This is a genomic window from Pseudomonas sp. Pseusp88 (genome assembly GCF_047303955.1).
Lineage (GTDB): Bacteria > Pseudomonadota > Gammaproteobacteria > Pseudomonadales > Pseudomonadaceae > Aquipseudomonas.
The window spans coordinates 106039-128454 of sequence record NZ_JBGLYM010000011.1 but is presented as its reverse complement, the minus strand read 5'-3'; the positions used below and the strand labels follow the sequence as shown (position 1 = coordinate 128454).

At 62.4% G+C, this 22416-nt stretch carries 22 protein-coding genes; 7 read left to right on the top strand and 15 right to left on the bottom strand.

Features of this window, described 5'->3' with window-relative positions; all coding sequences use genetic code 11:
* Positions 1–199: 199 nt before the first annotated feature.
* From ACCD02_RS16450 to arsC, 11 genes are all read right to left on the bottom strand, one after another.
* Complete coding sequence (locus tag ACCD02_RS16450) at positions 200–1015, bottom strand: transporter substrate-binding domain-containing protein (protein WP_259099222.1); 816 nt, start codon at positions 1013–1015, stop codon at positions 200–202.
* A 242-nt stretch (positions 1016–1257) separates the two neighbouring features.
* Positions 1258–2004 (bottom strand): helix-turn-helix domain-containing protein, encoded by a 747-nt coding sequence (locus ACCD02_RS16445; RefSeq protein ID WP_413303734.1) that lies wholly within the window; start codon positions 2002–2004, stop codon positions 1258–1260.
* A 152-nt stretch (positions 2005–2156) separates the two neighbouring features.
* Positions 2157–3404 (bottom strand): FAD-dependent oxidoreductase, encoded by a 1248-nt coding sequence (locus ACCD02_RS16440; RefSeq protein WP_413303732.1) that lies wholly within the window; start codon positions 3402–3404, stop codon positions 2157–2159.
* Complete coding sequence (locus ACCD02_RS16435; RefSeq protein ID WP_413303730.1) at positions 3401–3637, bottom strand: (2Fe-2S)-binding protein; 237 nt, start codon at positions 3635–3637, stop codon at positions 3401–3403. Before ACCD02_RS16435 ends, ACCD02_RS16440 begins: the two co-directional genes overlap by 4 nt.
* 150 nt (positions 3638–3787) lie before the next feature.
* A complete protein-coding gene (locus ACCD02_RS16430) occupies positions 3788–4906 on the bottom strand; it encodes an NAD(P)/FAD-dependent oxidoreductase (protein WP_413303728.1) in 1119 nt (372 codons plus the stop codon).
* Positions 4903–5835 carry a 4-hydroxyproline epimerase gene (locus ACCD02_RS16425; protein ID WP_413303726.1) on the bottom strand — a complete coding sequence of 311 codons (933 nt, stop codon included), beginning with the start codon at positions 5833–5835 and terminating at the stop codon, positions 4903–4905. Before ACCD02_RS16425 ends, ACCD02_RS16430 begins: the two co-directional genes overlap by 4 nt.
* 109 nt (positions 5836–5944) lie before the next feature.
* Positions 5945–6616, bottom strand: a complete 672-nt coding sequence (locus ACCD02_RS16420) for a GntR family transcriptional regulator (protein WP_413303817.1) — start codon at positions 6614–6616, stop codon at positions 5945–5947.
* 98 nt (positions 6617–6714) lie between these two features.
* Entirely contained in the window at positions 6715–7386 is a 672-nt protein-coding gene (locus tag ACCD02_RS16415) for a DNA-3-methyladenine glycosylase I (protein ID WP_413303724.1), read from the bottom strand.
* Positions 7386–7817, bottom strand: a complete 432-nt coding sequence (locus tag ACCD02_RS16410; RefSeq protein WP_413303721.1) for a DUF2069 domain-containing protein — start codon at positions 7815–7817, stop codon at positions 7386–7388. The genes ACCD02_RS16415 and ACCD02_RS16410 overlap by 1 nt, the downstream gene beginning before the upstream one ends.
* Positions 7810–8415 (bottom strand): NAD(P)H:quinone oxidoreductase, encoded by a 606-nt coding sequence (wrbA, locus tag ACCD02_RS16405; protein WP_413303719.1) that lies wholly within the window; start codon positions 8413–8415, stop codon positions 7810–7812. Before wrbA ends, ACCD02_RS16410 begins: the two co-directional genes overlap by 8 nt.
* A complete protein-coding gene (gene arsC / locus ACCD02_RS16400) occupies positions 8412–8765 on the bottom strand; it encodes an arsenate reductase (glutaredoxin) (protein ID WP_413303716.1) in 354 nt (117 codons plus the stop codon). The genes wrbA and arsC overlap by 4 nt, the downstream gene beginning before the upstream one ends.
* 216 nt (positions 8766–8981) lie before the next feature.
* On the opposite strand from arsC, the gene ACCD02_RS16395 reads away from it, so the two are divergent.
* Entirely contained in the window at positions 8982–9449 is a 468-nt protein-coding gene (locus tag ACCD02_RS16395; protein ID WP_413303714.1) for a TlpA disulfide reductase family protein, read from the top strand.
* On the opposite strand, the gene ACCD02_RS16390 is transcribed toward ACCD02_RS16395, so the two are convergent.
* From ACCD02_RS16390 to ACCD02_RS16375, 4 genes are all read right to left on the bottom strand, one after another.
* Positions 9450–9866 (bottom strand): META domain-containing protein, encoded by a 417-nt coding sequence (locus tag ACCD02_RS16390; RefSeq protein ID WP_413303711.1) that lies wholly within the window; start codon positions 9864–9866, stop codon positions 9450–9452.
* Complete coding sequence (locus ACCD02_RS16385; RefSeq protein WP_413303709.1) at positions 9863–10300, bottom strand: hypothetical protein; 438 nt, start codon at positions 10298–10300, stop codon at positions 9863–9865. Before ACCD02_RS16385 ends, ACCD02_RS16390 begins: the two co-directional genes overlap by 4 nt.
* 71 nt (positions 10301–10371) lie before the next feature.
* Positions 10372–11361, bottom strand: coding sequence for a 2-hydroxyacid dehydrogenase (locus ACCD02_RS16380; protein WP_413303707.1), 990 nt, complete (start codon positions 11359–11361; stop codon positions 10372–10374).
* A 182-nt stretch (positions 11362–11543) separates the two neighbouring features.
* Positions 11544–14297 carry a response regulator gene (locus ACCD02_RS16375; RefSeq protein ID WP_413303705.1) on the bottom strand — a complete coding sequence of 918 codons (2754 nt, stop codon included), beginning with the start codon at positions 14295–14297 and terminating at the stop codon, positions 11544–11546.
* A gap of 183 nt (positions 14298–14480) precedes the next feature.
* Between ACCD02_RS16375 and ACCD02_RS16370 the strand changes: the two genes are divergently transcribed.
* From ACCD02_RS16370 to mazG, 6 genes are all read left to right on the top strand, one after another.
* Entirely contained in the window at positions 14481–15233 is a 753-nt protein-coding gene (locus ACCD02_RS16370) for a response regulator transcription factor (protein WP_413303702.1), read from the top strand.
* Positions 15226–16593 carry a histidine kinase sensor domain-containing protein gene (locus ACCD02_RS16365; RefSeq protein ID WP_413303699.1) on the top strand — a complete coding sequence of 456 codons (1368 nt, stop codon included), beginning with the start codon at positions 15226–15228 and terminating at the stop codon, positions 16591–16593. The genes ACCD02_RS16370 and ACCD02_RS16365 overlap by 8 nt, the downstream gene beginning before the upstream one ends.
* A 220-nt stretch (positions 16594–16813) precedes the next feature.
* On the top strand, positions 16814–17716 hold the full coding sequence (cysM, locus tag ACCD02_RS16360; protein WP_413303814.1) for a cysteine synthase CysM: 903 nt from the start codon (positions 16814–16816) through the stop codon (positions 17714–17716).
* Positions 17716–19071 (top strand): 23S rRNA (uracil(1939)-C(5))-methyltransferase RlmD, encoded by a 1356-nt coding sequence (rlmD, locus tag ACCD02_RS16355; RefSeq protein ID WP_413303696.1) that lies wholly within the window; start codon positions 17716–17718, stop codon positions 19069–19071. Before cysM ends, rlmD begins: the two co-directional genes overlap by 1 nt.
* A gap of 145 nt (positions 19072–19216) precedes the next feature.
* A complete protein-coding gene (gene relA / locus ACCD02_RS16350) occupies positions 19217–21460 on the top strand; it encodes a GTP diphosphokinase (protein ID WP_413303692.1) in 2244 nt (747 codons plus the stop codon).
* 97 nt (positions 21461–21557) lie between these two features.
* A complete protein-coding gene (gene mazG / locus ACCD02_RS16345) occupies positions 21558–22391 on the top strand; it encodes a nucleoside triphosphate pyrophosphohydrolase (protein ID WP_413303690.1) in 834 nt (277 codons plus the stop codon).
* Positions 22392–22416 lie beyond the last annotated feature (25 nt).

Below are 22416 nucleotides of genomic sequence, written 5' to 3'. Positions count from 1 at the left end.
TCTGTGGGAGACCATTTGTGGGAGCGAATTCAGTGGGAACGAATTCATTCGCGAAAGCGGTATTTCAGAACACGAAGATGCGTCGGATGTCCCGGCCTCTTCGCGAATGAATTCGCTCCCACAATTCGGCCCTGCAGAGTTCTCTCCATCATTCGCCGCCCATAGATCGCCCCTACCCTTGTCTGCGCTGTTCAGGCTATCAGCGATAAACGTTCGGCACAGTCAGGTCCACAGGCTTGCCGGCGCCAACCCATTTTTCATACAGCTCAGCGTAGCGGCCGGAGCGTACTTGCTGGTTGATGAACAGGTTCAGGTAGTTGATCAGGCCGTATTCGTTGCGCTTGGCGGCCAGAGCCACGTAGTCGATGACGTAAGGCGCGTTACCGGCGATGCGCAGGCCCTTGTATTTACCGGACTTGATCGAAGCGGCGGCGACGGTATTGGTCACCACCGAGGCGTCGATATGGCCCTGGGCGACGGCGAGGATGGTGTCGTTCTGGGTCTGGTAGGCGCGGAAGCTGCCGTTGCCCCATTTTTTCACGTCTTTTTCCAGGGCGATGGCTTCGAAGGTGCCGCTGGTGTTACCGACCGGCTTGCCCTTGAGGTCGTCGTAGCTGTTGATCTTGGTGTCGTCGCGGGTCAGCACGACCATGTTGAAGGCGAAGTAGGGCACGGTCATGCCTACGGTCTTGGCCCGTTCCAGGGTGTCGGAGGTCGAGGCGACGATTACGTCAGCGCGGCCCGAGACCAGTGCCGGAATACGATCAGGGAAAGGTGTTTCCACCACCTCCGCCGTAACACCCAGCACCTTCGCCAGGTCGTTGCAGTAGTCCACGTCGAAGCCGACGGGGACGTTCTTCTCATCACGCATACCCATGGGCGGGAAATCCAGGGTGACCGCGCAGCGCAATTTGCCGGAGTCGATGATGTCATCGAGCTTGTCGGCTTGGGCGGTGTTGATCAGGGAAACACTCATTGCGGCAAAGAGGGCTACGGCAACAGCTGGGTTTTTCATAGAAGCCTCGTGATATGCAAGTGATGGGCTGAGTGAAAAAGTCGGATATGTAATTTCGTATACGATATTAATTATGCAACCGGCGTGCCTGTTTTTTGATCAGCGGGTTATTTAGGTGGAGAGGGTGATGGGGCGGCGCTTGCAGCAATTTGATGGTTGGCTGCGACGGGGAGGAGGCCGTCACCGACATGTTACAAAAGGGAGCAAAAGGTGGGGCGGCTGCGCCATCGTGGGTAGTCGCCTCAGCGATGGGACTCCCGGTACTGGCTCGGTGAAAACCCGGTCAGGGCGCGGAACTGGCGGCTGAAAGCGCTGTGATCGGTATAACCGCAGCGCAGGGCTATCTCGGTGATCGACAGGTCGTGCTGCAACAGGCGCGAAGCTTCGCCGAGCCGGGCCTTGTGAATCATCTGTCGCGGCGTGAGCTGAAAGATACGCTTGCAGTGCCGCTCCAGCTGGGCGATGGATAGCCCGGCGATGGCGGTCAGTTCGGCCAGGCTGATGGGCCGCGCGAAATGCTCGCGGATATAGGCATCTACTGCGCCGAGCTTGTGATAGGCCGGATGGGTCGATTGTGGGCTTTGCAGATCGCGGGAAATCCCGGCCAGGCCGATGATCGCGCCTTGCTGATTGCGCAGCGCCAGCTTGTGGGTCAGGCACCACACGGGTTGATTGCCGTAATAGAGGTGCAGCTCCAGCTGATCGGACAGTTGGCGGCCATCGGCCAGGACCCGGCGATCCTGCTCGGTGTACAGCGGGCCGAAGCGCGCTGGAAACACTTCTTCGGCGGTGCGCCCGACAATGTCTGCGGCGTGCTTGAAGCCACAACGCTGGGCCAGGGTGCGGTTGACCAGAGCGTAGCGGGCCTGAGGGTCCTTGATGAAAAACACCAGCCCCGGAATGGCATCGAATAACGGCGCAACCTGGGTGAGGGTGGCGAGCAACTGGTCGAGGGTGTCGGGGGCGGGGGAATTCAGGAGTTCGATCATGGGGGCATATTATTCGAATTGGCGAGTGCTTCGTACTTAAGGAGACTTCGTCGACATTGTGGGACCGGCTTTAGCCGGGAAGGCGTCTTTGGCCATTCGGGGAATGTGTTGAATGTACCGGCCTCTTCCCGGCTAAAGCCGGTCCCACGGGATCAGATTTCTTCCAGTTTAATCAGGGTCGACACCCGTGCCGGGCTGAACGGTGGGCGCGGCATTGGCGGTTCCCAGCCGAACAGTGTTTGCGTGGCCGTGGCGCAGATTTTCCCCTGGCAGGCACCCATGCCGCAGCGGGTGGCGAGCTTGGCCTGTTTCCAGTCCGGGTGCGCGGCCAGTTCTGCAAAGGAGACGTCTTCACAGCGGCAGACCAGGGTGTCGGGGCTGGCCAGTTGGCGGATGGCCGGGTTGAGGGCGAAGGTCTCGCGCAATCGATCTGCAAAGCGCTGCCAACGCTGACGCTCGGGCCACAACGCCTGAGCCTGGGATTGCAAGCCGACGGCGGCAAATCCGGCGATGCGCCCTTCGACCAGGGCCAGTTCGCTGCCGCCAAAACCGGTGCACTCGCCCGCTGCATAGTGATCGGCGAGGGGGCTGGCCTGCCACTGGTCCACGCTCAAGGCGCCTTGATGGATGTCGTAACCCAGGGCGCGCCCCAGTTCCACGTTGGGCACCAGACCAAAGCCGCAGGCCAGCCGGTCACAGGGAATTTCCTCAATGCCTTTGGCTGTTTGCAGGCGCACGCCTTCGACGCGGTCATGGCCCAGGGCGGCGATAACGTGGCTGCCTGCCCGGTAATGGCTGTCAAACAGCCCGACGGCTTGCAGCGCCTTGTTCGGCCACTGCCCCAGGCGCGCGGCGAAGCCCATCACTCGAGCCCATGATGCCTGCTCGGCAATGTGCTGTATCTGCGCACCGCTGGCTTTTGCCGTGGCGGCACTGGCCAGCAGCAACGGGCCGCTACCGGAGATCACGATGCGCTCATCCTGCACGGGCAAACCGCCCTTGATCAGCGCCTGCAAACCACCCGCGCCGGTAACGCCGGGCAGGGTCCAGCCGGGGAAGGGCAGCAGCAGTTCACGGGCGCCGGTGCAAAGGATCAGAGTGTCGTAGCTGATCAGCCAGCCGCGCTCGGCATCTTCTACCAGCAACTGTCTGGCCTTGGCCCGGGCGATGACCTTGGTGCCGCTGTACAGCTGGATATTGGGGGTGTCCTGGATGCGCTGACGCAGGTCCCGGGCCTTGACGGGTACGCTGGCCTGAGGGCCGTCGCGCCAGATCTGCCCGCCGGGCAAGGGGTTGTCGTCGAGGATGGCGATTTTCACGTCGGCATTGGCGGCGGCGAGGGCAGCGGACATGCCGGCGGGACCGGCGCCGATGATCAGCAGGTCGACATGGGCATTCATGGCCGGGTCTCCACGCGCATGCCGTCGCGACACAGGGTCTGACAGGCCAGCCGACGCTGGCCGTCCACGGTGACCCGGCATTCCTGGCAAATGCCCATGCCGCACAACGGCGCACGCCGCTGGCCGCTGACCGATGTACGACTGCAACCGGTGCCGCTCAGGGCCAGCGCAGCGGCCAGAGTCGTGCCTTGGGCGACGCGCAGGGCGTGGCCGTCGATGCTTAGTTCAGGCATGGGCGGGGTTCCTTTCAAACAGGGCTATCTGAATTGGAATGAGATTCTGTAGGAGCTGCCGAAGGCTGCGAAAGCGGTGTGTCAGGCAACTCGAATCGCAGCCTTCGGCAACTCTTACAGGTTGTGCGCTAAATGTGCGTATGAAGGCTATCAGCATGGACGGCCTGCTCCGATAAACCGCTGCGGCGCATAGGGCTCAACCGGCAGTGGCGCAGCTGTGCGCAGCATTTGTGCGGCGAGTAAATGAGCGGTACCTGGCGCAGTGGTCACGCCCAAACCTTCATGGCCCACTGCCAGCCATAGGCCGGGTTGTTGCGGGTGTTCGCCGATCAGGGGCAGACCATCAGGGCTGGCGGCACGGAAACCGGTCCAGCTGCGAATGGCGTTCATCTGCCCCAGTTCCGGGAGAAATTCACTGGCGCGGCGCAGCATGCGGCCGAGCATCCAGCCTTCGACCTCGGGGTCGTGATTGTCGAACTGTCGCGACGAGCCGACGAACAACTGCCCGGTCGGGCGTTGCTGCACGTTAAATGCTACCGACGGCCCCTTGGCGTTATGGGCGCTGGTGACGTAGCCCAGTTCCACCAGGGTGTGGCTGATCTGCACGGGGTAGCGGTCGGTGATCAGCAGGTGGCCTTTCTTCGCCTGCAAGGGCAGCTCCGGGCACAGTTCGGCGGCGTAGATGCCATTGGCCAGGACTACGGCATCGCCCTGCAGCCAGCGCCCGTCGTCCAGACGCAGGCGATTGCCTTGCACTTCGACGACCCGCCCCGGTTGCTGGCGGACCTTGCCGGTGCGTTGCAGCAGCCAGCGTGCGGCATTGGGGGCATAAAGAATACCGTCGCCACTGACCCTGAGGGCGCCGTACAGTCCGCCGCGCAAGGCCGGCTCGGCCTCGGCCAGGGCCTGGGCGTCGAGCAGTTCGCAGGCCATGCCGTAATCGCGCAGGGTCGCGTGCTTGGCTTCGGCGGCGGCCATTTCTTCGGCATTGCAGGCCAGCCACAGGGTGCCGTTGTTGCGCATGGCACAGTCTTGCGGCAGCTCGGCTGCCCACTCGCGCCAGGTGCGTACCGAATATTCGCTCAGGGCCAGTTCGTCGCGGTTGTCGTCCAGCACCACCAAATGACCCATGCCCGCCGCTGTGGCGGCCGGACGCTGGCAATCGAGGACCAGTACGTCGAGGCCCTGGCGAGCCAGTTCATCGGCGCAGGCCGCCCCGATGATGCCTCCGCCGATGACGATGACCTCGGCGACCCGCTGCGCAGTCACGGGCGGATGCCCCAGGCGAACGGATCATCGGCGTCGAGCAACAGGGTGGCTTCGGCGCTGACATGGGCGCGGCCGCGAATGGTCGGGATCACTCGCTCGCCTTGCCATTCGTAGCTGCCTTCGAACTGGCTGCCGATGACACTGGCCTGGCGCCAGATCTCGCCGGCAGCGAGTTTGCCGTCGGCCGCCAGGCAGGCCAGCTTGGCACTGGTGCCGGTGCCGCACGGGGAGCGGTCATAAGCTTTGCCGGGGCACATGACGAAGTTGCGGCTGTCGGCCACATCGTCATCGGCGAACAGTTCGATATGGTCGATCACGCCGCCGTCTTCGCCGAAAATGCCTTGCTCTTCCAGGGCCAGGCGCACCGCCCAGGTGTAGTCGGTGAGGGCATCAAGGTTGCCGCTGTCCACCGCCAGGCCATGGTCGGCAATCAGGAAGAACCAGTTGCCACCCCAGGCGATATCGCCGGTGACGCTGCCGATGCCGGCGACTTTCAACGTGACGGCCTGGCGATAGCGGTAGGACGGCACGTTCTGCACGCTCACCGAACGGTCTTCATGCAGGGTTGCTTCTACCGTACCCACCGGAGTCTCGATGCGATGCACGCCGGTATCGATGCGCCCCAGGTACGCCAGGGACACCACCAGGCCGATGGTGCCGTGGCCGCACATGCCCAGGTAGCCGCTGTTATTGAAGAAGATCACTCCGGCGCTGGCGGTCGGGTCCACCGGTTCACAGAGCAGGGCGCCGACCAGCACATCGCTGCCACGGGGCTCCAGCACGGTGGCGGCGCGCCAGTCGTCGAACTGCTCGGCGAGGATCTGCTTGCGCTCGGCCATGCTGCCCATGCCCAGGTGGGGGAAGCCGTCGAGGACCAGACGGGTCGGTTCACCGCCGGTATGGGAGTCGAGAATGCTGATGCGTTGCATGGGGTCACTCCGTGGCTTGAAGACCCTCACAGAATGACGCCGCCGCGCTGGTCGGGCTTGACCGATTTCGTCCAGGGCGATGACGAAATCGGCACAGCCGGTTGGCGCCTCAGGCTTCGCTGATGGACTCGTTGGGCAGGTGTGCGTACAGCTCCCGGCAAACGCCGATGATATGGTGTTCGATCAGTTCGGCGGCCTTGTCGACGTCGCGATCGGCACAGGCCTGGAGGATCTCACGATGTTCCTGGTCGGCGCGCAGCTTGCCTTCGGCAAAGCTCATCTGCAGGCGCAGATAACGCTCGACCTTGTCGTGGATCGAGCGGATCAGATTGAGCTGGAATGGCCGTTGTGCCGCCTCATAGAGACAGGTGTGGAAGGCCCAGTTGAGTTCCGACCAGCGCCCGACATTATCGTCGCCAACGAACTCGTCACAGATGGCCCGGGCCCGGGCAATGTGCTCGACAGTCATTTTCGGCACGGCCTGGCGGATCGCCTGTACTTCCAGCAATACACGCACTTCGAAGATCTGCGCCAGTTCCGGTTCCGACAGGCGGGTGACCACCGCGCCCTTGTTGCGCAGGAATTGCACAAGGCCCTCGGCTTCCAGGCGTTTGAGGGCTTCGCGCACGGGAATCTTGCTGACATTGAAGACTTTGGCGATGTCGTCCTGACGAATCGGCTCATCTTCGGCGAAATGCCCGGAAATTATGGCTTCGCGCAGGTGTTTGGCGATGACCTCGGAGGCTGAAGGGGCAACACCGAGGTTGGGGGCGTCAGGCAGTCGAAAAGGCACGCGGATGACTCGGTCAGGGGAACTGGAGAATATGGTATACGAAGTGCGCCCGAATTTATGTCAAACCGTGCCAGTCATTGCAAAAATCAGTGGTTGACGGTGTAGGCCAGCATCGCCGACAGCTGACAGAGCGGGCGTCCACTTTCGGCCTGCCACTGGTTGAACACCTCTTGCACCACCGCCTGGTCGCGCTTGCTGGTGGGCACCTTGTCGATGATGTCCTGGGCATTGAGAGCCGCGACCACATCCTGGCTAGGGATAAAGGTGTCCTTGCCGACCATGCGCAAAAAGCGTGGGGCCGACATGCCGCCCATCTGGCTGCCATGCTTGGCCAGGTATTGCCACAGGCCGGTGATGTCGTTGCTCGGCCAGTCGGCGACAAAGGCGCCGAAGCTGCCGTGTTCGTGGGCGACATCGAGAATGAACTGAGCATTGCGCGGCACGCTCTTGAGCTTGCCCAGGTGGCGGATAATCCGCGCATCCTGCATCAGGCGTTCCAGATGGTCGGCGCCCATGAGCACGACTTTTTCCGGATCGAAGCCGAAGAACACCTGCTCGAACGCCGGCCATTTGGCGTCTACCAGACTGTGCTTCAGGCCGGCGCGGAACACCCGCAGGGCCATGGTCGACAGATAGCGGTCGTCGCTGATGGCGCGCAGTTGTTGCGGGCTGCGGGCGTCCGGCAAGTGGGCTTCAAGGGCTTTGGCCGAACCGAAGCGGTTCAGGCAATACTCGTTCAGCCATTTGTAGTCGTGCATTACTGCTCCAGAATCGGTTGCTGGCCTTCGCCCGCCTGTTTGCGGCTGTATTGGAAACGCCAGCGAACATACAGCAATGCGCTGATGAACACGGCCAGGCTGGCGAGCATTTCCAGGATGCCGAACAGCGAGCGGCCCGGATCATAGGCCGCCAGGGCGCCCTTGATGAAGTACAGGTTGACCACGAAACAGGTCCAGGAGTGCCCGCGCGGGCTGCCACTGAGCATGCCCGGCGCCAATACCAGCAGCGGTACCAGTTCGATCAGCAGGATGACCCAGGGCCGCGCGCCATGCAGATCGGCGATCAGCAGGTAATAGATCGACAGCAGGGCGATCAGGCCAAAAAAGCAGATCAGGGCGAACACGCGGCTGATGCGCACCCGGGGTTCCAGCCATTCCAGTGGCGGCAGGACCTTGGGCTTCTTAGCCACGGGAGGGCTCCAGCAGCAGCGCGGTTTTGGCCAGGCGCTGGCCGAGGGCACGGCACAGTTCCGATTCGTGGCGATCCAGCGGACGCTTGCCGTCGGCACCGGCATGGTGACTGGCGCCATAAGGCGTGCCGCCGCCAGCGGTCTCGATCAGCGCCGACTCGCTATAGGGCAGGCCGGTGACCAGCATGCCGTGGTGCAGCAATGGCAGAAGCATGGACATCAGGGTGGTTTCCTGGCCGCCGTGCAGGCTGGCGGTGGAGGTGAAGACGCTGGCGGGCTTGCCGACCAGAGCGCCGGTCAGCCACAGATTGCTGGTGCCATCGAGGAAATACTTGAGCGGCGCGGCCATATTGCCGAAGCGTGTCGGGCTGCCCAGGGCCAGGCCCGAGCAGTTTTTCAGGTCGTCGAGGGTGGCGTACAAGGCGCCGCTTTCCGGGATGCTCGGCGCCACCGCTTCGCACTCGCTGGAAATCGCCGGCACCGTGCGCAGGCGCGCTTCCATGCCGCCCAGTTCGATACCCCGGGCAATTTGCCGGGCCATTTCGCTGGTGGAGCCGTTGCGGCTGTAGAACAGGACCAGAATGTAAGGTGTGCTCACGGTAGCAGCTCCAGGATATTTTCCGGAGGGCGACCGATCACGGCCTTGTCGCCGACGACGAGGATGGGTCGTTCGATCAGCTTCGGATGAGCGGCCATGGCCGCGATCAGTTGTTCGTCGCTTAGACTGGCGTCGGTCAGATTCAGGGTCTTGTATTCATCTTCGCCGGTGCGCAGCAGTTGCCGGGCGCTGACACCCAGCTTGCCTAGCAGGTCACGCAGTTGCGCGGCGTCGAGCGGGGTTTCCAGATAACGGACGATGGTCGGGGTCAGGCCACGAGCTTCCAGCAGTTCCAGCGCGCCACGTGATTTGGAGCAGCGCGGGTTGTGATAAAGCGTCAGATCGGTCATTTGCGGTCGCATCTTGCGTGAGGTGGCGGGTATTCTACCTGCCGGATGTCTGCGCCAGAACCCGTCGCGGTGATCGGTCGCAGATGCCGCAGGATTAATCTGGGACCGGCTTTAGCCGGGAATACGCCTTCCCGGCTGAAGCCGGTCCAACAGAAAGCACGTCGTTTGGTGAAATCTCATACATTTAAAATGGGTAAAGGTTGTTCGATGAGTAACATGGCAATGCGATGGGCAGCGACCTTTGCGCTGCTGTGCAGTGCGCTGCTAAGCGGCTGCGGAGCGGATCTGGGCACCGATCAGAATGGCCAGAAGGTCGCCAGCGAGCGTATCGACAAGCACTGGCTGGTGGTCAATTACTGGGCCGAATGGTGCGGTCCGTGCCGTACGGAAATCCCCGAGCTGAACAAGTTGTCCGAACAGCTCAAGGATCAAAAGGTCACGGTGCTGGGGGTCAACTTCGATAATGTCCAGGGCGATGACCTCAAGAACGCCAGCAATACCCTGGGCATCAAGTTCACCGTGCTCGCCCAGGACCCGGCCGAGCGCTACAACCTGCCCACCTCCGAAGCCTTGCCGGTGACTTACATCATCGACGACAAGGGCAAGGTGCGTGAACAGTTGCTCGGCGAGCAGACCGCCGCCGGGGTTACGCAGAAGCTGAAGGCCCTGCGCGGAGAAGGTTGATCATTCTTCCAGCCAGAACCGCAGCGGCTTGCCTTCGGCAGGCCACAGGCGCAGCTGGTTGATCGGCGAGATATCCCAGCGTTGCACCTTGCCCAGGGCTTGCAGGTAACGCTGTTCCTGCTCCATCAGGGCCGGGCCGCAAAGCTTGCGGGTGCTGCCGATGGGCCCCAGGCTGATGCTGTGGTCCTTGAGGGTGTACGGCGCGAACCAGTGATTGCAGCCGGCGGTGCCGTAGGCGCGGCCATCGGCGCCGAGGGTCATGGTCAGGTGGCTGCTGTCGATAAGCGGTCGTTCGCCGATCCACTCCAGCAGGTAGCCATGGTCACGGCTTGGCGTCGGCTCGGTGGTGCAGCCTGCCAGCAGTGCCGCCCCCAGGAGTGCGGGGCCCATCATCCCTAATGCGGCAAAGCGTTTCATGCGGCAGTCCCTTGGCATTTCTTGCACTGGTGTTTGTCGCCGAGGGTTTTCCAGCCCAACTCGGCAATACGGGCGACTGCGGCAGGTTTCTGCGCTTTGGTGCCCAGTTTGCTCTCGACCATAAACTCGAAATCCAGCTCGGCGCCACAGCTGTCGCAGTTGACCTTCCACTGGTGGATCGCCAGTTCATCGAACACCGGCCCGCGTGCCACCGCGACCCATTGCCCCGGCGGGTTGATCAAGTGACGGACCTTCTCTACCTGCAAACGCATGAACAGCGTCTTGGCACCCTTGATCGTCACCAGCAGGGTGTCGTCGTTATGGATTGAACCGCCATTGCCGGTGACCTGATAGCGCCCGGGCCCGAGGGTCCGGCATTCCGTCAGGGTGTGCTGGGGGTTGAGCATGCTGTAGCGAAAATCGTGTTCGACCATTGTTCTTCCAGAAAGACAGGAGCCCGCAAAATGGCGCGCATCCTAGCACGCCCGTCATTAACCGACGCCTGTCAGCCGTCGACCCGGTTCTGCGGCGTGCCCTGGCGCCAGGCGCGGATGTTATCCAGGGTGGTCCGGGCGATGGCCGCCAGGGCTTCCTGCGTCAGAAAGGCCTGGTGCGCGGTGATGATCACGTTGGGGAAGGTCAGCAGCCGCGCCAGTACATCGTCCTGCAGGGGCAGGTCGGAGCGGTCTTCGAAGAACAGCTGGGCTTCCTCTTCGTAGACGTCCAGGCCCAGGTAGCCGAGCTGGCCGCTTTTCAACGACTCGATCAGCGCCGGGGTGTCGACCAGGGCACCACGACCGGTATTGATCAGCATGGCGCCGCGCTGCATGCGCGCCAGGGAGTCGGCGTTGATCAGGTGCTTGCTCTGTTCTGTCAGCGGGCAGTGCAGGCTGATGATCTGCGCCTGTTCCAACACTTGCGGCAGGCTCAGGTAGCGCGCGCCCAAGGCTTCGACCGCGGGGTTGGGGTAGGGGTCATAGGCCAGCAGCTTGCAGCCGAAGCCGGCCATGATCCGCGCAAAGGCGGCGCCGATCTGCCCGGTGCCGACCACGCCGACGGTTTTGCCGACCAGATCGAAACCAGTCAGGCCATGCAGGGTGAAGTCGCCGTCGCGGGTGCGGTTGTAGGCGCGGTGCAGATGGCGGTTGAGGGACATGATCAGTGCCACCGCATGTTCGGCCACGGCATGGGGCGAGTAGGCCGGGACCCGCACCACGCTCAGACCCAGACGCTTGGCGGCCGGCAGGTCGACATGGTTGAAACCGGCCGAGCGCAAGGCGATCAGTTGCGTGCCACCGGCGGCCAGTTTTTCCAGTACCGGGGCGCTGAGGTCGTCATTGATGAAGGCACAGACCACCGGGTAGCCATCGGCCAGGGCGACGGTATCCAGGGTCAGGCGCGCCGGCTGGAAATGCAGGTCAATCTCGCCGGGGGCCTGGGTGGCCAGGAAGCTGTCACGGTCGTAGGTCTGGCTGCTGAAGAGGAGGGTGCGCATGGCGGGGTCCTTGTCGGGTAGTGCGGGGTATCTTGCGGACGAGATTCGTGTGGGACCGGCTTTAGCCGGGAAGGCGGCATTCCAAGCCCACTATATGTATTGGATTTACTGGCCTCTTCCCGGCTAAAGCCGGTCCCACCGTCGAGTTTGGGCGTCTTTAATGACAGGCATCTTGATCCCGATCACGCACTGACCCTGGCTTCCTGTTCCAGTCGGGTAATGGCTTTGTCCAGTTCATCCAGAGCCGCCTGGGTTTCCGGGGCGTTCTGTTTGAGCAGGGTTTCGCTGCGCTGGCAGGCGGCGCGCAGTTGCGGCACGCCGCAGTAGCGGGTGGCGCCGTGGAGGCGGTGGACGCGTTCGATCAGGGCGGCGATATCATCCGCTTCCCGGGCGTGGCGAATGGCTTCGCGGTCGCTGTCCAGGGAAGCCAGGAGCATGGCCAGCATGTCCGCCGCCAGGTCGCTCTTGCCTGCCGCCAGGCGCAGGCCTTCTTCAGGGTCGAGGACATGCAGGTTGGCCCTGTGGCTGACGTTTTCCACATGGCGTTCGGCAGAAACCGTACGCAGGGCCAGGCCGGTCCATTTCAGCACCACTTGGGCCAGCTGTCGCTCGCTGATGGGTTTGGTCAGGTAGTCGTCCATGCCGCTTTGCAGCAGGGCGCGTTTTTCGTTGGCCATGGCGTGGGCGGTGAGGGCGACGATGGGCAGGGCTGTGCTCTGCCGTTCCTGTTCCCAGGCGCGAATCGCTTCGGTGGCCTGGCGACCGTCCATACCGGGCATCTGCACATCCATCAGCACCAGGTCAAAGGTTTCGCTCTGCACCGCTTGCAGGGCGGCGTAACCGCTGTCGACGGCAACCACTTCGGCGCCCATGTCTTCCAGCAGGGTCTGCACCAATAGCAGGTTGGCCGGATTGTCGTCCACGCACAGCAGGCGTGGCGCGCGGCTGGACAGGGGCTCGATAGCGTCGTTGCGCAAGGGCCGCGGGCTGATCAGATCGCTCAGGCTGCTGCGCATCTTGCGCGTGCAGGCGGGCTTGGCCTGCAACTGGCTGTACATGTCCGGCACTGACAGCTGGAACAGTGACTGCTCGGTGGTCGGGCACAGCACCAGCACCTTGCAACCGAGATTTTCCAGGTCCCAGACATGCTGGCGCAGACGCTCCGGCGGCAGCTCGTGCACGGTGATGCCCAGTACGGCCAGATCGATGACCTGGGGTGTCTGGTGCGCGGCGGTGACGCCGTTGAGCAGGTTCTCCATATTGTTGAACAGCAGCACGTCGAGGCCGCAGTCTTCCAGTTGATGCTCCAGGGCCTGGCGGGTCAGGGGATGGCTTTCCAGCAGAGCGACCCGGCGACCGACCAGGGCGATGGCCGGCAGGTCTTCGGCATCTTCCCGGGCCTTGGGCAGATTCAGGCTGATCCAGAACTCCGAGCCTTCGCCGGGGGTGCTGTCGACGCCGATTTCGCCGCCCATCTGTTCAATCAGGCGCTTGGAGATCACCAGGCCCAGACCCGTGCCGCCCGGCTGGCGCGACAGTGAGTTATCGGCCTGGCTGAAGGCCTGGAACAACGCTCGGACATCCTGGCTGGACAGGCCGATACCGGTGTCCTGCACGCTGATGCGCAGTTGCACGTTTTCTTCGGTTTCGTCCTCGAGCATGGCCCGGGCAACGATGGTGCCTTCGCGGGTGAACTTGATGGCATTGCTGACCAGGTTGGTGAGGATCTGCTTGAGCCGCAGGGGGTCGCCGAGCAGCGCCAGGGGCGTGTCGCGATAGACCAGGCTGACCAGTTCCAGTTGCTTGGCGTGGGCCGCCGGGGCAAGGATGGTCAAAGTATCCTGTAGCAGGTCGCGCAGGTTGAACGGCACGCTGTCCAACACCAGCTTGCCGGCCTCGATCTTCGAAAAGTCGAGGATTTCGTTGATGATGCTCAGCAGGCTGTCGGCGGATTTTTCGATGGTGCCCAGATAGTCGAGCTGGCGTGGGGTCAGGTCGCTTTTTTGCAGTAAATGAGTGAAGCCGAGGATGCCGTTGAGCGGAGTGCGTATCTCGTGGCTCATATTGGCGAGGAATTCGGATTTGATCCGGCTGGCCTCCAGGGCCTCTTTACGGGCCAGGTCCAGCTCGATGTTCTGGATCTCGATGGTTTCCAGGTTCTGGCGCACGTCTTCGGTGGCCTGGTCGATGCTGTGTTGCAGTTCTTCCTGAGCGTTCTGCAAGGACGCGGCCATGCGGTTGATGCCCGAGGCCAGTTCGTCGAGTTCGATACTGCCCAGGGGCGGCAGGCGCGTTTCCAGGTTACCGTCCTTGAGTTGGGCCACGGCCTGTTTGATCCGGCTCAACGGGGTGTTAATGGTGCGGCTCATGCGCAGGGCAAGGATCGCCGTCAGGCCCAGGCCGGTGGCGATCAATAGCAGGCTGGCGAACAGGCTGCGATAACCGCGCAGCAGGGTACCGTTATGGGACAGTTCCAGTTCGACCCAGCCGAGCAGGCGGTCGGCCTCTTCCGGCACGACGTCGCCGGTCAGGTGACGCTGGCGGCCGAACACCGGCAACAGGTAGCGGGTGGCATCGTTACCAGTGCGTTGCAGCAGATGGGTGCTGTTGCCGATGGGGGCCTGGTTGATCATGCTCGGCCCGGCATGGGCGAGCAGCGTGCGGTCGGCGTCGAGAAATGACACGGCGCGTACATCGGCCTGCTCCAGGGCCTGCCCGGCAATGCGCGCAAGCATGGGCTTGTCGGCACGATCCAGTGCCGATGCCGAGAGCGGACCGAGCTCCTCGGCGATCATTTCGCCGCGTTGCAGCAGCTGCGCCTGCAGGTCCGACAGCTGCATCCAGGTGAAGTACCCACCGAGCACGGCCGCCATGAGGCTGGCTGGCAATATGGTCAGCAGCAGTACGCGACCTTTGATTCCGAGCTTGTTCAGCACGCTTTTTCTCCAACGGCCGGGGATGTTCGCTGATTTTCGCGTCTGCGCAGTGTAGCCATTTGCGCGGCCCTAATGGCGGCCGATTGTTCCCTGCAACGGTTATCGAGGATGTGCGGTCGTGTCGCTTGCTCCCGCTCACGCATTCTTTAATAATTGCGGACTGAGAATCAGTCGCCAAAGCTAATGAATCCCGAAGTCATTCATCGTTCCGGCCCCTCGCCCAGCATTCTGGCCATCGAAGACGATCCCGTCCTCGGTGCCTACGTGCATGAGCAGCTTGACCGTTGCGGCTTCCAGGTGACCTGGTGTCAGAACGGTCTCGACGGCCTGGCGCTGGTCCGGCAACAGGCCTTCGACCTGGTGCTGATGGATATCCTGCTGCCCGGCATGAACGGCCTGGAGGTGTTGCTGCAACTGCGCCGCGACCAGAGCATTCCGGTGATCATGATGTCGGCGCTGGGGGCCGAGGCCGATCGCATCACTGGCTTTCGTAACGGCGCCGATGACTACCTGCCCAAACCGTTCAGTGTCGCCGAGCTGCATGTGCGTATCGAAGCGGTATTACGGCGGGTGGCCCTGGAGCGTCGTCATCTGCAGGCTGAGTCTGCGGCCCACTCTGCTGCCGAGGTTATCTCGGGTGAACTGGCGTTCGACGAGCGAGCCTGCGATGTCAGTTTCAAGCAGTGTTGCGCGGAACTGACACGCAGCGAATACCGCCTGCTGGAAATCCTCTGGCGCAATGCCGAGGAAGTCCTGAGTAAACCCTTCCTTTATCAACAGGTGCTGCAACGCGGCTATTCCCAGCATGACCGCAGCCTCGACATGCACGTCAGCCAGATTCGCCGCAAGCTCAAGGCCATTGGCTATGTCGAGCGTGAGCTGCGCACGGTCTGGGGCAAGGGTTATGTGCTGACGGCTGCCGACAGCGATGCCTGAACCGCGCCTGCGCCTGCCGGGCAAATCCTCGCTGTTCTGGAAACTGGCGTTTTCGCTGGTGTGTTTTTGCCTGCTGATGATCTGGCTGAGTTGGTCGTGGGGGCGTTATGTGCAATTGCAGAACGCCTATCTGTCCCAGGATGCGCGGGAGGTGATCAGCGGCTATGCCGCCGAGGCCGAGCAGGCCTGGGAGACCGGTCACAGTGCGGGCGTCGATGCCTGGATTGCGGCGATGCGTCAGCGGGAGCCCGGCTGGGTCGGCGTCATCGGCCCGGATTTGCAGTCCCTGGCCACGCGGCCCCTGACTGACGAGCAGAATCACCGCCTGACTTTCCTGCGCGGCCTGGACTGGCCGACCAGCCAGCGTTCGGTGCTGGCGCCCTGGCTGAAAGTACCGTTTCCCAGGGACGCGGCTCAGGGCAGCCTGGTGATCGAACTGCCTGAGCGTTTTACCCCGGGGCAATATCTATGGCTCTGGCAACTGCTGACCAACGGCCTGATCCCGGCACTGCTGACGCTGTTGTTCTGTGTGGGGCTGTATCGCTTGCTGATCGTGCCGCTCAATCAACTGCGTGAACAGGCCAACGCCTTGCGTGCCGATGAATTAAGTAATCACCTGCCACTACAGCTCACCCGGCGGCGGGATGAGCTGGGCGAACTGGGCCGGGCCTTCGACCATATGACCCGGCGTCTGCAAAGTACCGTGGCGGTGCAGCAGCAGTTGTTGCGCGACCTGTCCCATGAGTTGCGCACCCCCTTGAGCCGTCTGCGGGTTGCCTGCGAGAGCGAACAGGAACTGGAGCGGTTGCGCCAGCGCCTGAGCCGTGAGGTGGATGGTATGCAGCGGCTGGTGGACGACACCCTGCAACTGGCCTGGCTGGACACCGAGCGCGAGCGCTTGCCTCTGGAAGACATTCAGGTCGTCGCCCTGTGGGAAATCCTCGCCGAGAACGCCTGCTTCGAAAGCGGTTGGCTGCCCTCACGGCTGAGCAGCGATCTCGATGCCGACTGCCGGGTCCGCGGCCACCTCAATAGCCTGGCCCAGGCCCTGGAAAACCTGCTGCGCAATGCCATTCGCCATTCCCCGGCTGATGGCGTCGTGCACCTGGGCGGGCGGCAAGAGGGTGGCCAGTGGTTTTTCTGGCTCGATGATCAGGGCGGCGGCGTCGCCGAAGAGGATCTGGAACGAATCTTTGCCCCCTTCACTCGCCTGGACGGCTCGCGCCCCGGTGATGGCGGCTTCGGCCTGGGCCTGAGCATTGCCCGGCATTCGTTGCTGGCCCAGGGTGGGGATATGTGGGCCGAGAACAATGGGCAGGGGCTGCGGGTTACTATGCGCCTGACTGCGCGGCAGGGTTGAACCAGATCTGCGAAATTTTTCGTAGGAGCTGCCGAAGGCTGCGAAGCGGTGTTTCAGATACAGCCAATTCGCAGCCTTCGGCAGCTCCTACAGGTCTTCACCAGCCTCTGGAGTGAGGTCTTATACCTTTTCGCGATAACTCCCACACTTTGCGTGATATGGGCCGCAGAGGTTTGCCGGTATGATAGGCAATCCCCGCAGTCTGAATCGCGAATACGCCATGACTTTGCAGTATCCAACCATCGCCGATTGCATCGGCAACACTCCGCTGGTGCGTCTGCAACGCCTGGGCGGTAATACCAGCAATACCTTGCTTGTAAAGCTTGAGGGCAATAACCCTGCCGGTTCGGTCAAGGATCGTCCGGCGTTGTCGATGATCACCCGTGCCGAGCTGCGCGGGCAGATTCATCCCGGTGACACGCTGATCGAAGCGACTTCCGGCAATACCGGTATCGCCCTGGCCATGGCGGCGGCGATCAAGGGCTACCGCATGATCCTGATCATGCCGGACAATTCCAGCGCCGAGCGCAAGGCGGCGATGACGGCCTATGGCGCCGAACTGATTCTGGTGTCCAAGGAAGAGGGCATGGAAGGCGCCCGGGACCTGGCCGAGCGCATGCAGCTCGAAGGACGTGGCAAGGTCCTCGATCAGTTCGCCAACGGCGACAACCCCGAGGCCCACTACACCGGCACCGGCCCGGAAATCTGGCGCCAGACTGACGGGACCATCACCCATTTCATCAGCTCCATGGGCACCACGGGGACCATCATGGGCACCTCGCGCTATCTCAAGGAGCAGAACCCGGCCATCGAGATCGTCGGCCTGCAACCGATGGAGGGCTCGGCCATTCCCGGGATCCGTCGCTGGCCCCATGAATACCTGCCGAAGATCTATCAGGCCGACCGTGTCGATCGCATTCTCGACATGGCCCAGGCCGAGGCCGAGGACGTCATGCGTCGTCTGGCCCGTGAAGAAGGTATTTTTTGCGGCGTGTCATCAGGCGGCTCGGTGGCGGGCATGTTGCGCCTGTCCCGGGAAGTCGAGAACGCGGTCATGGTCGCCATCATTTGTGACCGGGGCGACCGTTACTTGTCGACCGGCGTCTACGACGCGCCCAACTGATGGCCAGGCATGAGCGAGGCCTGCGCTTCCAGCCTGCTGGCGGCACCCGTGCCCCCCAGATACCGACCGGTAAAAAGCAGAAACTGACCATCGAACGGCTGGCCAACGACGGCCGTGGCATCGCGTTCCATGAAGGCAAGACCTGGTTTGTCGCCGGCAGCCTGGCCGGTGAGGAAATCGAGGCGCGGGTGCTGGGTGCCCATGGCAAAGTTGTCGAGGCGCGAACCGAAAGAGTCCTGCAGGCCAGCGCCATGCGCCGCCCGGCTGCCTGCGCGCACTTCGGCCGTTGCGGTGGTTGCAGCGTGCAGCACCTGCCCCATGCTGAACAGCTCGCCCTGAAACAGCGCATGCTCGCCGAGCAATTGCAACGCGTGGCCAGCGTCGAACCCGAAGAGTGGGCCGAGCCCCTGAGTGGCCCTGAACTGGGCTACCGTCGCCGTGCGCGCATCGCGGTACGTTGGGATGCCAAGGCTAAACGTCTGGACGTTGGCTTTCGCGCCGCCTCCAGTCAGGACATCGTTACCATTGAGCATTGCCCGGTGCTGGTACAGGCCTTGCAACCCCTGATGACGCAATTGCCCGAAATGCTCAGGGGGGTCGCCAAGCCCCAGGTTTTAGGGCATGTCGAGCTGTTCAGTGGTTCGGCCATTGCGGTATTGGTCCGCCATACGGCGCCATTGAGCGACGGCGATCTGACGATTCTCAAGGGCTTCTGTCAGAAGCATGACGCACAACTGTGGTTGCATGGCGAAGGCGAGCCGCAGCCGGTGGAGCCGGATCAAACCCTCGGCTACCGTCTGGAACCCTGGGATTTGCAGCTGGCTTATCGCCCCGGTGATTTCATTCAGGTCAATGCGGTGGTCAACAGCGCAATGATTGAACAGGCTTTGCAATGGCTGGCTCCGAAGGCCGATGAGCGGGTGCTGGATTTATTCTGCGGGCTGGGCAACTTTGCCCTGCCCCTGGCGAAAACCGCCCGGGAAGTGGTGGCGGTGGAAGGTGTGGCAACGATGGTGCAGCGAGCGGCGAGCAATGCGACCGATAACGGGTTGGGCAATGTTGCTTTTTACCGGGCGGATCTGTCCCAGCCGCTGAGTGATGCGCGCTGGGCCGCCCAGGGCTTTTCTGCGGTACTCTTGGACCCGCCCCGCGATGGCGCTTTCGAAGTGGTTCGCAAGCTCAAGGCGCTGGGCGCGCAGCGGTTGTTGTATGTGTCATGCAACCCTGCAACTTTGGCTCGCGATACGGTCGAATTGATCCAGCAGGGCTACCGATTAAAACGTGCCGGAATACTCGATATGTTTCCTCAGACGGCCCATGTCGAGGCGATGGCTTTATTTGAAACGAGTCAGTGATCGCCAGCTCCAGGAGTCGAGTTGGCCAGCACAGGGAGTCTCGTTTAATCCGACTGGTCGCGAATACCAGGTCTGGTAGGGCATTCGCGTTTAAAGACCAGCGACTGATGGCGTAATTCATCACGCCGTAGGGAAGGTAAGTGACATGGTACAGGTGAGAGCGCACCAGCCGATAAACACAGACGGCAGTATCAATCTCGATGCATGGCTCGACCACATAGTCAGCGTCGATACCGCATTGGACCGTGAGGCTTTGAAGGAAGCCTGCGAGTTTGCCCGGCATGCCGAGCAGCAGGACAACGCCTCGAACAATCTCTGGGCAGAAGGCACCTCCAGTTTCCAGACTGGTCTGGAAATTGCTGAAATCCTCGCTGACCTCAAGCTGGATCAGGACTCCCTGGTGGCGGCGGTGATCTACCGCGGCGTGCGCGAGGGCAAGATTCCCTTGCCGGACGTCGCCCAGCGTTTTGGTCCGACGGTCGCCAAGCTGATCGACGGCGTGCTGCGCATGGCCGCGATCAGTGCCAGCCTCAGCCCGCGCCAGTCCCTGGTATTGGGCAGCCAGGCCCAGGTGGAAAACCTGCGCAAGATGCTGGTGGCGATGGTCGACGATGTGCGCGTGGCGTTGATCAAGCTGGCCGAACGCACCTGCGCCATCCGCGCGGTGAAAAATCTCGCCGACGAAAAGCGCAATCGCGTAGCCCGGGAAGTCTTCGATATCTACGCCCCCCTGGCTCACCGTCTGGGTATCGGCCATATCAAGTGGGAGCTGGAAGACCTGTCCTTCCGCTACCTGGAGCCGGAGCAGTACAAGCAGATCGCCAAGCTGTTGCATGAGCGGCGTCTCGACCGTGAGCGTTTTATCAGCGAGGTCATGGGGCAGCTGGAAAACGAATTGCTGGCCACGGGCGTCAAGGCTGATATCAGCGGCCGGGCCAAACATATCTATTCGATCTGGCGCAAAATGCAGCGCAAGGGTCTGGAATTCAGCCAGATCTATGACGTGCGCGCCGTACGTGTGCTGGTCCCGGAAATGCGCGACTGCTACACCGCGTTGGGCATCGTCCACACCTTGTGGCGGCACATTCCCAAGGAGTTCGACGACTACATCGCCAACCCCAAGGAGAACGGCTACCGCTCCCTGCACACTGCGGTGATCGGCCCTGAAGGCAAGGTACTGGAGGTGCAGATACGCACCCACGCCATGCACGAAGAAGCCGAGTTGGGTGTCTGTGCCCACTGGCGTTATAAAGGCACCGACGTCAAGCCCAGCTCCAATCACTACGAGGAGAAAATCTCCTGGTTGCGCCAGGTGCTGGAATGGCACGAGGAGCTGGGTGATATCGGCGGCCTGGCCGAGCAGCTGCGCGTTGATATCGAGCCGGACCGGGTCTATGTCTTTACCCCGGACGGTCACGCCATCGACCTGCCCAAGGGCGCGACCCCGCTGGACTTCGCTTATCGGGTCCATACCGAGATCGGCCACAACTGCCGTGGCGCCAAGATCAACGGGCGTATCGTGCCGCTCAATTACAGCCTGCAGACCGGTGAGCAGGTCGAGATCATCACCAGCAAGCAAGGCACGCCGAGCCGCGACTGGCTGAACTCGAACCTGGGCTATATCACCACTTCCCGGGCCCGGGCGAAGATCGTTCACTGGTTCAAGCTGCAGGCCCGCGATCAGAACGTCGCGGCCGGTCGCACTCTGCTCGAACGTGAGCTGGCGCGGCTGGCGCTGCCACAGGTGGACTTCGAACGCCTGGCCGAAAAAGCCAATATGAAAACCGCCGAGGACATGTTCGCCGCGCTCGGTGCCGGTGACCTGCGTCTGGCGCAACTGGTCAATCTGGCCCAGCAACTGGTCGAGCCGGAACGCGGCAACGAACAGTTGGAACTGATCCCGCGCAAGGCCACCGGCTACAAGCCCGGCAAGCGTGGCGATATCCAGATCCAGGGCGTGGGCAACCTGATGACCCAGATGGCCGGTTGCTGCCAGCCGCTGCCGGGGGATGCCATCGTCGGCTATATCACCCAGGGCCGCGGCGTCAGCATCCACCGCCAGGACTGCGCTTCGGTGCTGCAATTGGGCGGTCGCGAACCGGAGCGGATCATCCAGGTCAGTTGGGGCCCGGTACCGGTGCTCACCTATCCGGTGGACATCATCATCCGCGCCTACGACCGTTCCGGCCTGCTGCGTGACGTTTCCCAGGTCCTGCTCAACGAGCGGATCAACGTGCTGGCGGTGAACACCCGCTCGAACAAGGAAGACAATACCGCGCTGATGTCCCTGACCATCGAGATTCCTGGCCTTGACGCCCTGGGACGCTTGCTGGGGCGGATATCGCAGTTGCCGAATATCATTGAGACGCGGCGAAACAGAACGCCTTGAGGCGTAGCTGCGAGCTTCAAGCGACAAGCCGCAAGCTGTACGCGGACAACTTGAAGCTTGTGGCTTGCCGCTGATAGCTGTGACCAACGGGAACCCCATGTATAAACTTGATGACCTCCTGCACCTCATGGCCCGCCTGCGCGATCCGCAGTACGGTTGCCCATGGGACGTGCAGCAGAATTACGCGACCATCGTGCCCCACACCCTGGAAGAAGCCTACGAAGTGGCCGATGCCATCGAGCGCGGTGATTTTGATGACCTCAAGGGTGAGTTGGGCGATCTGTTGTTTCAGGTGGTGTATTACAGCCAGTTGGCCCGGGAAGAAGGCCGCTTCGAGTTCGACGGCGTGGTCGATGGCATTACCCGCAAGTTGATTCGCCGTCATCCCCATGTGTTCCCCACGGGCGATTTGTATGCGCCGCTGGAGACGCCGCGCCTGAGCGAAGAGCAGGTCAAGCAGCGCTGGGAACAGATCAAGGCCGAGGAACGCGCAGCCAAGGCCAGCGTGCCGCAACAACTGTCCTTGCTTGATGATGTCCCTGCCGTGTTGCCCGCGTTATCCCGGGCAGCCAAGTTGCAAAAGCGCGCTTCACAGGTCGGTTTTGACTGGCCCTCGGCATTGCCGGTGGTGGACAACGTGCGTGAAGAGCTGGACGAAGTATTGGAAGCCATGGCCAGTCACGACGCCGAAGTCATTGCCGAAGAAGTCGGTGATCTGTTGTTTTCGGCGGTCAATCTGGCCCGGCATCTGAAGGTCGACCCGGAAAATGCCCTGCGCGCGGCCAATCGCAAGTTCGAGCGGCGCTTTCGATTTATCGAACAGGCATTGCGCGACACTGGTCGTCCCATTGAAGATTGCACCCTCGAAGAAATGGATGCCCTGTGGGGCGAAGCCAAACGTCAGGAACATAACGCGCCCAGCTGCGGCTGAGACGCTGCCCCTGCATAAGTGAGTA

What these genes read in the sequence shown, in the direction of transcription:
- ACCD02_RS16450 (WP_259099222.1), bottom strand. Translation starts at nt 1,015, where the DNA reads ATGAAAAACCCAGCTGTTGCCGTAGCCCTCTTTGCCGCAATGAGTGTT.
- ACCD02_RS16445 (WP_413303734.1), bottom strand. Translation starts at nt 2,004, where the DNA reads ATGATCGAACTCCTGAATTCCCCCGCCCCCGACACCCTCGACCAGTTG.
- ACCD02_RS16440 (WP_413303732.1), bottom strand. Translation starts at nt 3,404, where the DNA reads ATGAATGCCCATGTCGACCTGCTGATCATCGGCGCCGGTCCCGCCGGC.
- ACCD02_RS16435 (WP_413303730.1), bottom strand. Translation starts at nt 3,637, where the DNA reads ATGCCTGAACTAAGCATCGACGGCCACGCCCTGCGCGTCGCCCAAGGC.
- ACCD02_RS16425 (WP_413303726.1), bottom strand. Translation starts at nt 5,835, where the DNA reads ATGCAACGCATCAGCATTCTCGACTCCCATACCGGCGGTGAACCGACC.
- ACCD02_RS16415 (WP_413303724.1), bottom strand. Translation starts at nt 7,386, where the DNA reads ATGCACGACTACAAATGGCTGAACGAGTATTGCCTGAACCGCTTCGGT.
- arsC (WP_413303716.1), bottom strand. Translation starts at nt 8,765, where the DNA reads ATGACCGATCTGACGCTTTATCACAACCCGCGCTGCTCCAAATCACGT.
- ACCD02_RS16395 (WP_413303714.1), top strand. Translation starts at nt 8,982, where the DNA reads ATGGCAATGCGATGGGCAGCGACCTTTGCGCTGCTGTGCAGTGCGCTG.
- ACCD02_RS16390 (WP_413303711.1), bottom strand. Translation starts at nt 9,866, where the DNA reads ATGAAACGCTTTGCCGCATTAGGGATGATGGGCCCCGCACTCCTGGGG.
- ACCD02_RS16385 (WP_413303709.1), bottom strand. Translation starts at nt 10,300, where the DNA reads ATGGTCGAACACGATTTTCGCTACAGCATGCTCAACCCCCAGCACACC.
- ACCD02_RS16380 (WP_413303707.1), bottom strand. Translation starts at nt 11,361, where the DNA reads ATGCGCACCCTCCTCTTCAGCAGCCAGACCTACGACCGTGACAGCTTC.
- ACCD02_RS16370 (WP_413303702.1), top strand. Translation starts at nt 14,481, where the DNA reads ATGAATCCCGAAGTCATTCATCGTTCCGGCCCCTCGCCCAGCATTCTG.
- ACCD02_RS16365 (WP_413303699.1), top strand. Translation starts at nt 15,226, where the DNA reads ATGCCTGAACCGCGCCTGCGCCTGCCGGGCAAATCCTCGCTGTTCTGG.
- cysM (WP_413303814.1), top strand. Translation starts at nt 16,814, where the DNA reads ATGACTTTGCAGTATCCAACCATCGCCGATTGCATCGGCAACACTCCG.
- rlmD (WP_413303696.1), top strand. Translation starts at nt 17,716, where the DNA reads ATGGCCAGGCATGAGCGAGGCCTGCGCTTCCAGCCTGCTGGCGGCACC.
- relA (WP_413303692.1), top strand. Translation starts at nt 19,217, where the DNA reads ATGGTACAGGTGAGAGCGCACCAGCCGATAAACACAGACGGCAGTATC.
- mazG (WP_413303690.1), top strand. Translation starts at nt 21,558, where the DNA reads ATGTATAAACTTGATGACCTCCTGCACCTCATGGCCCGCCTGCGCGAT.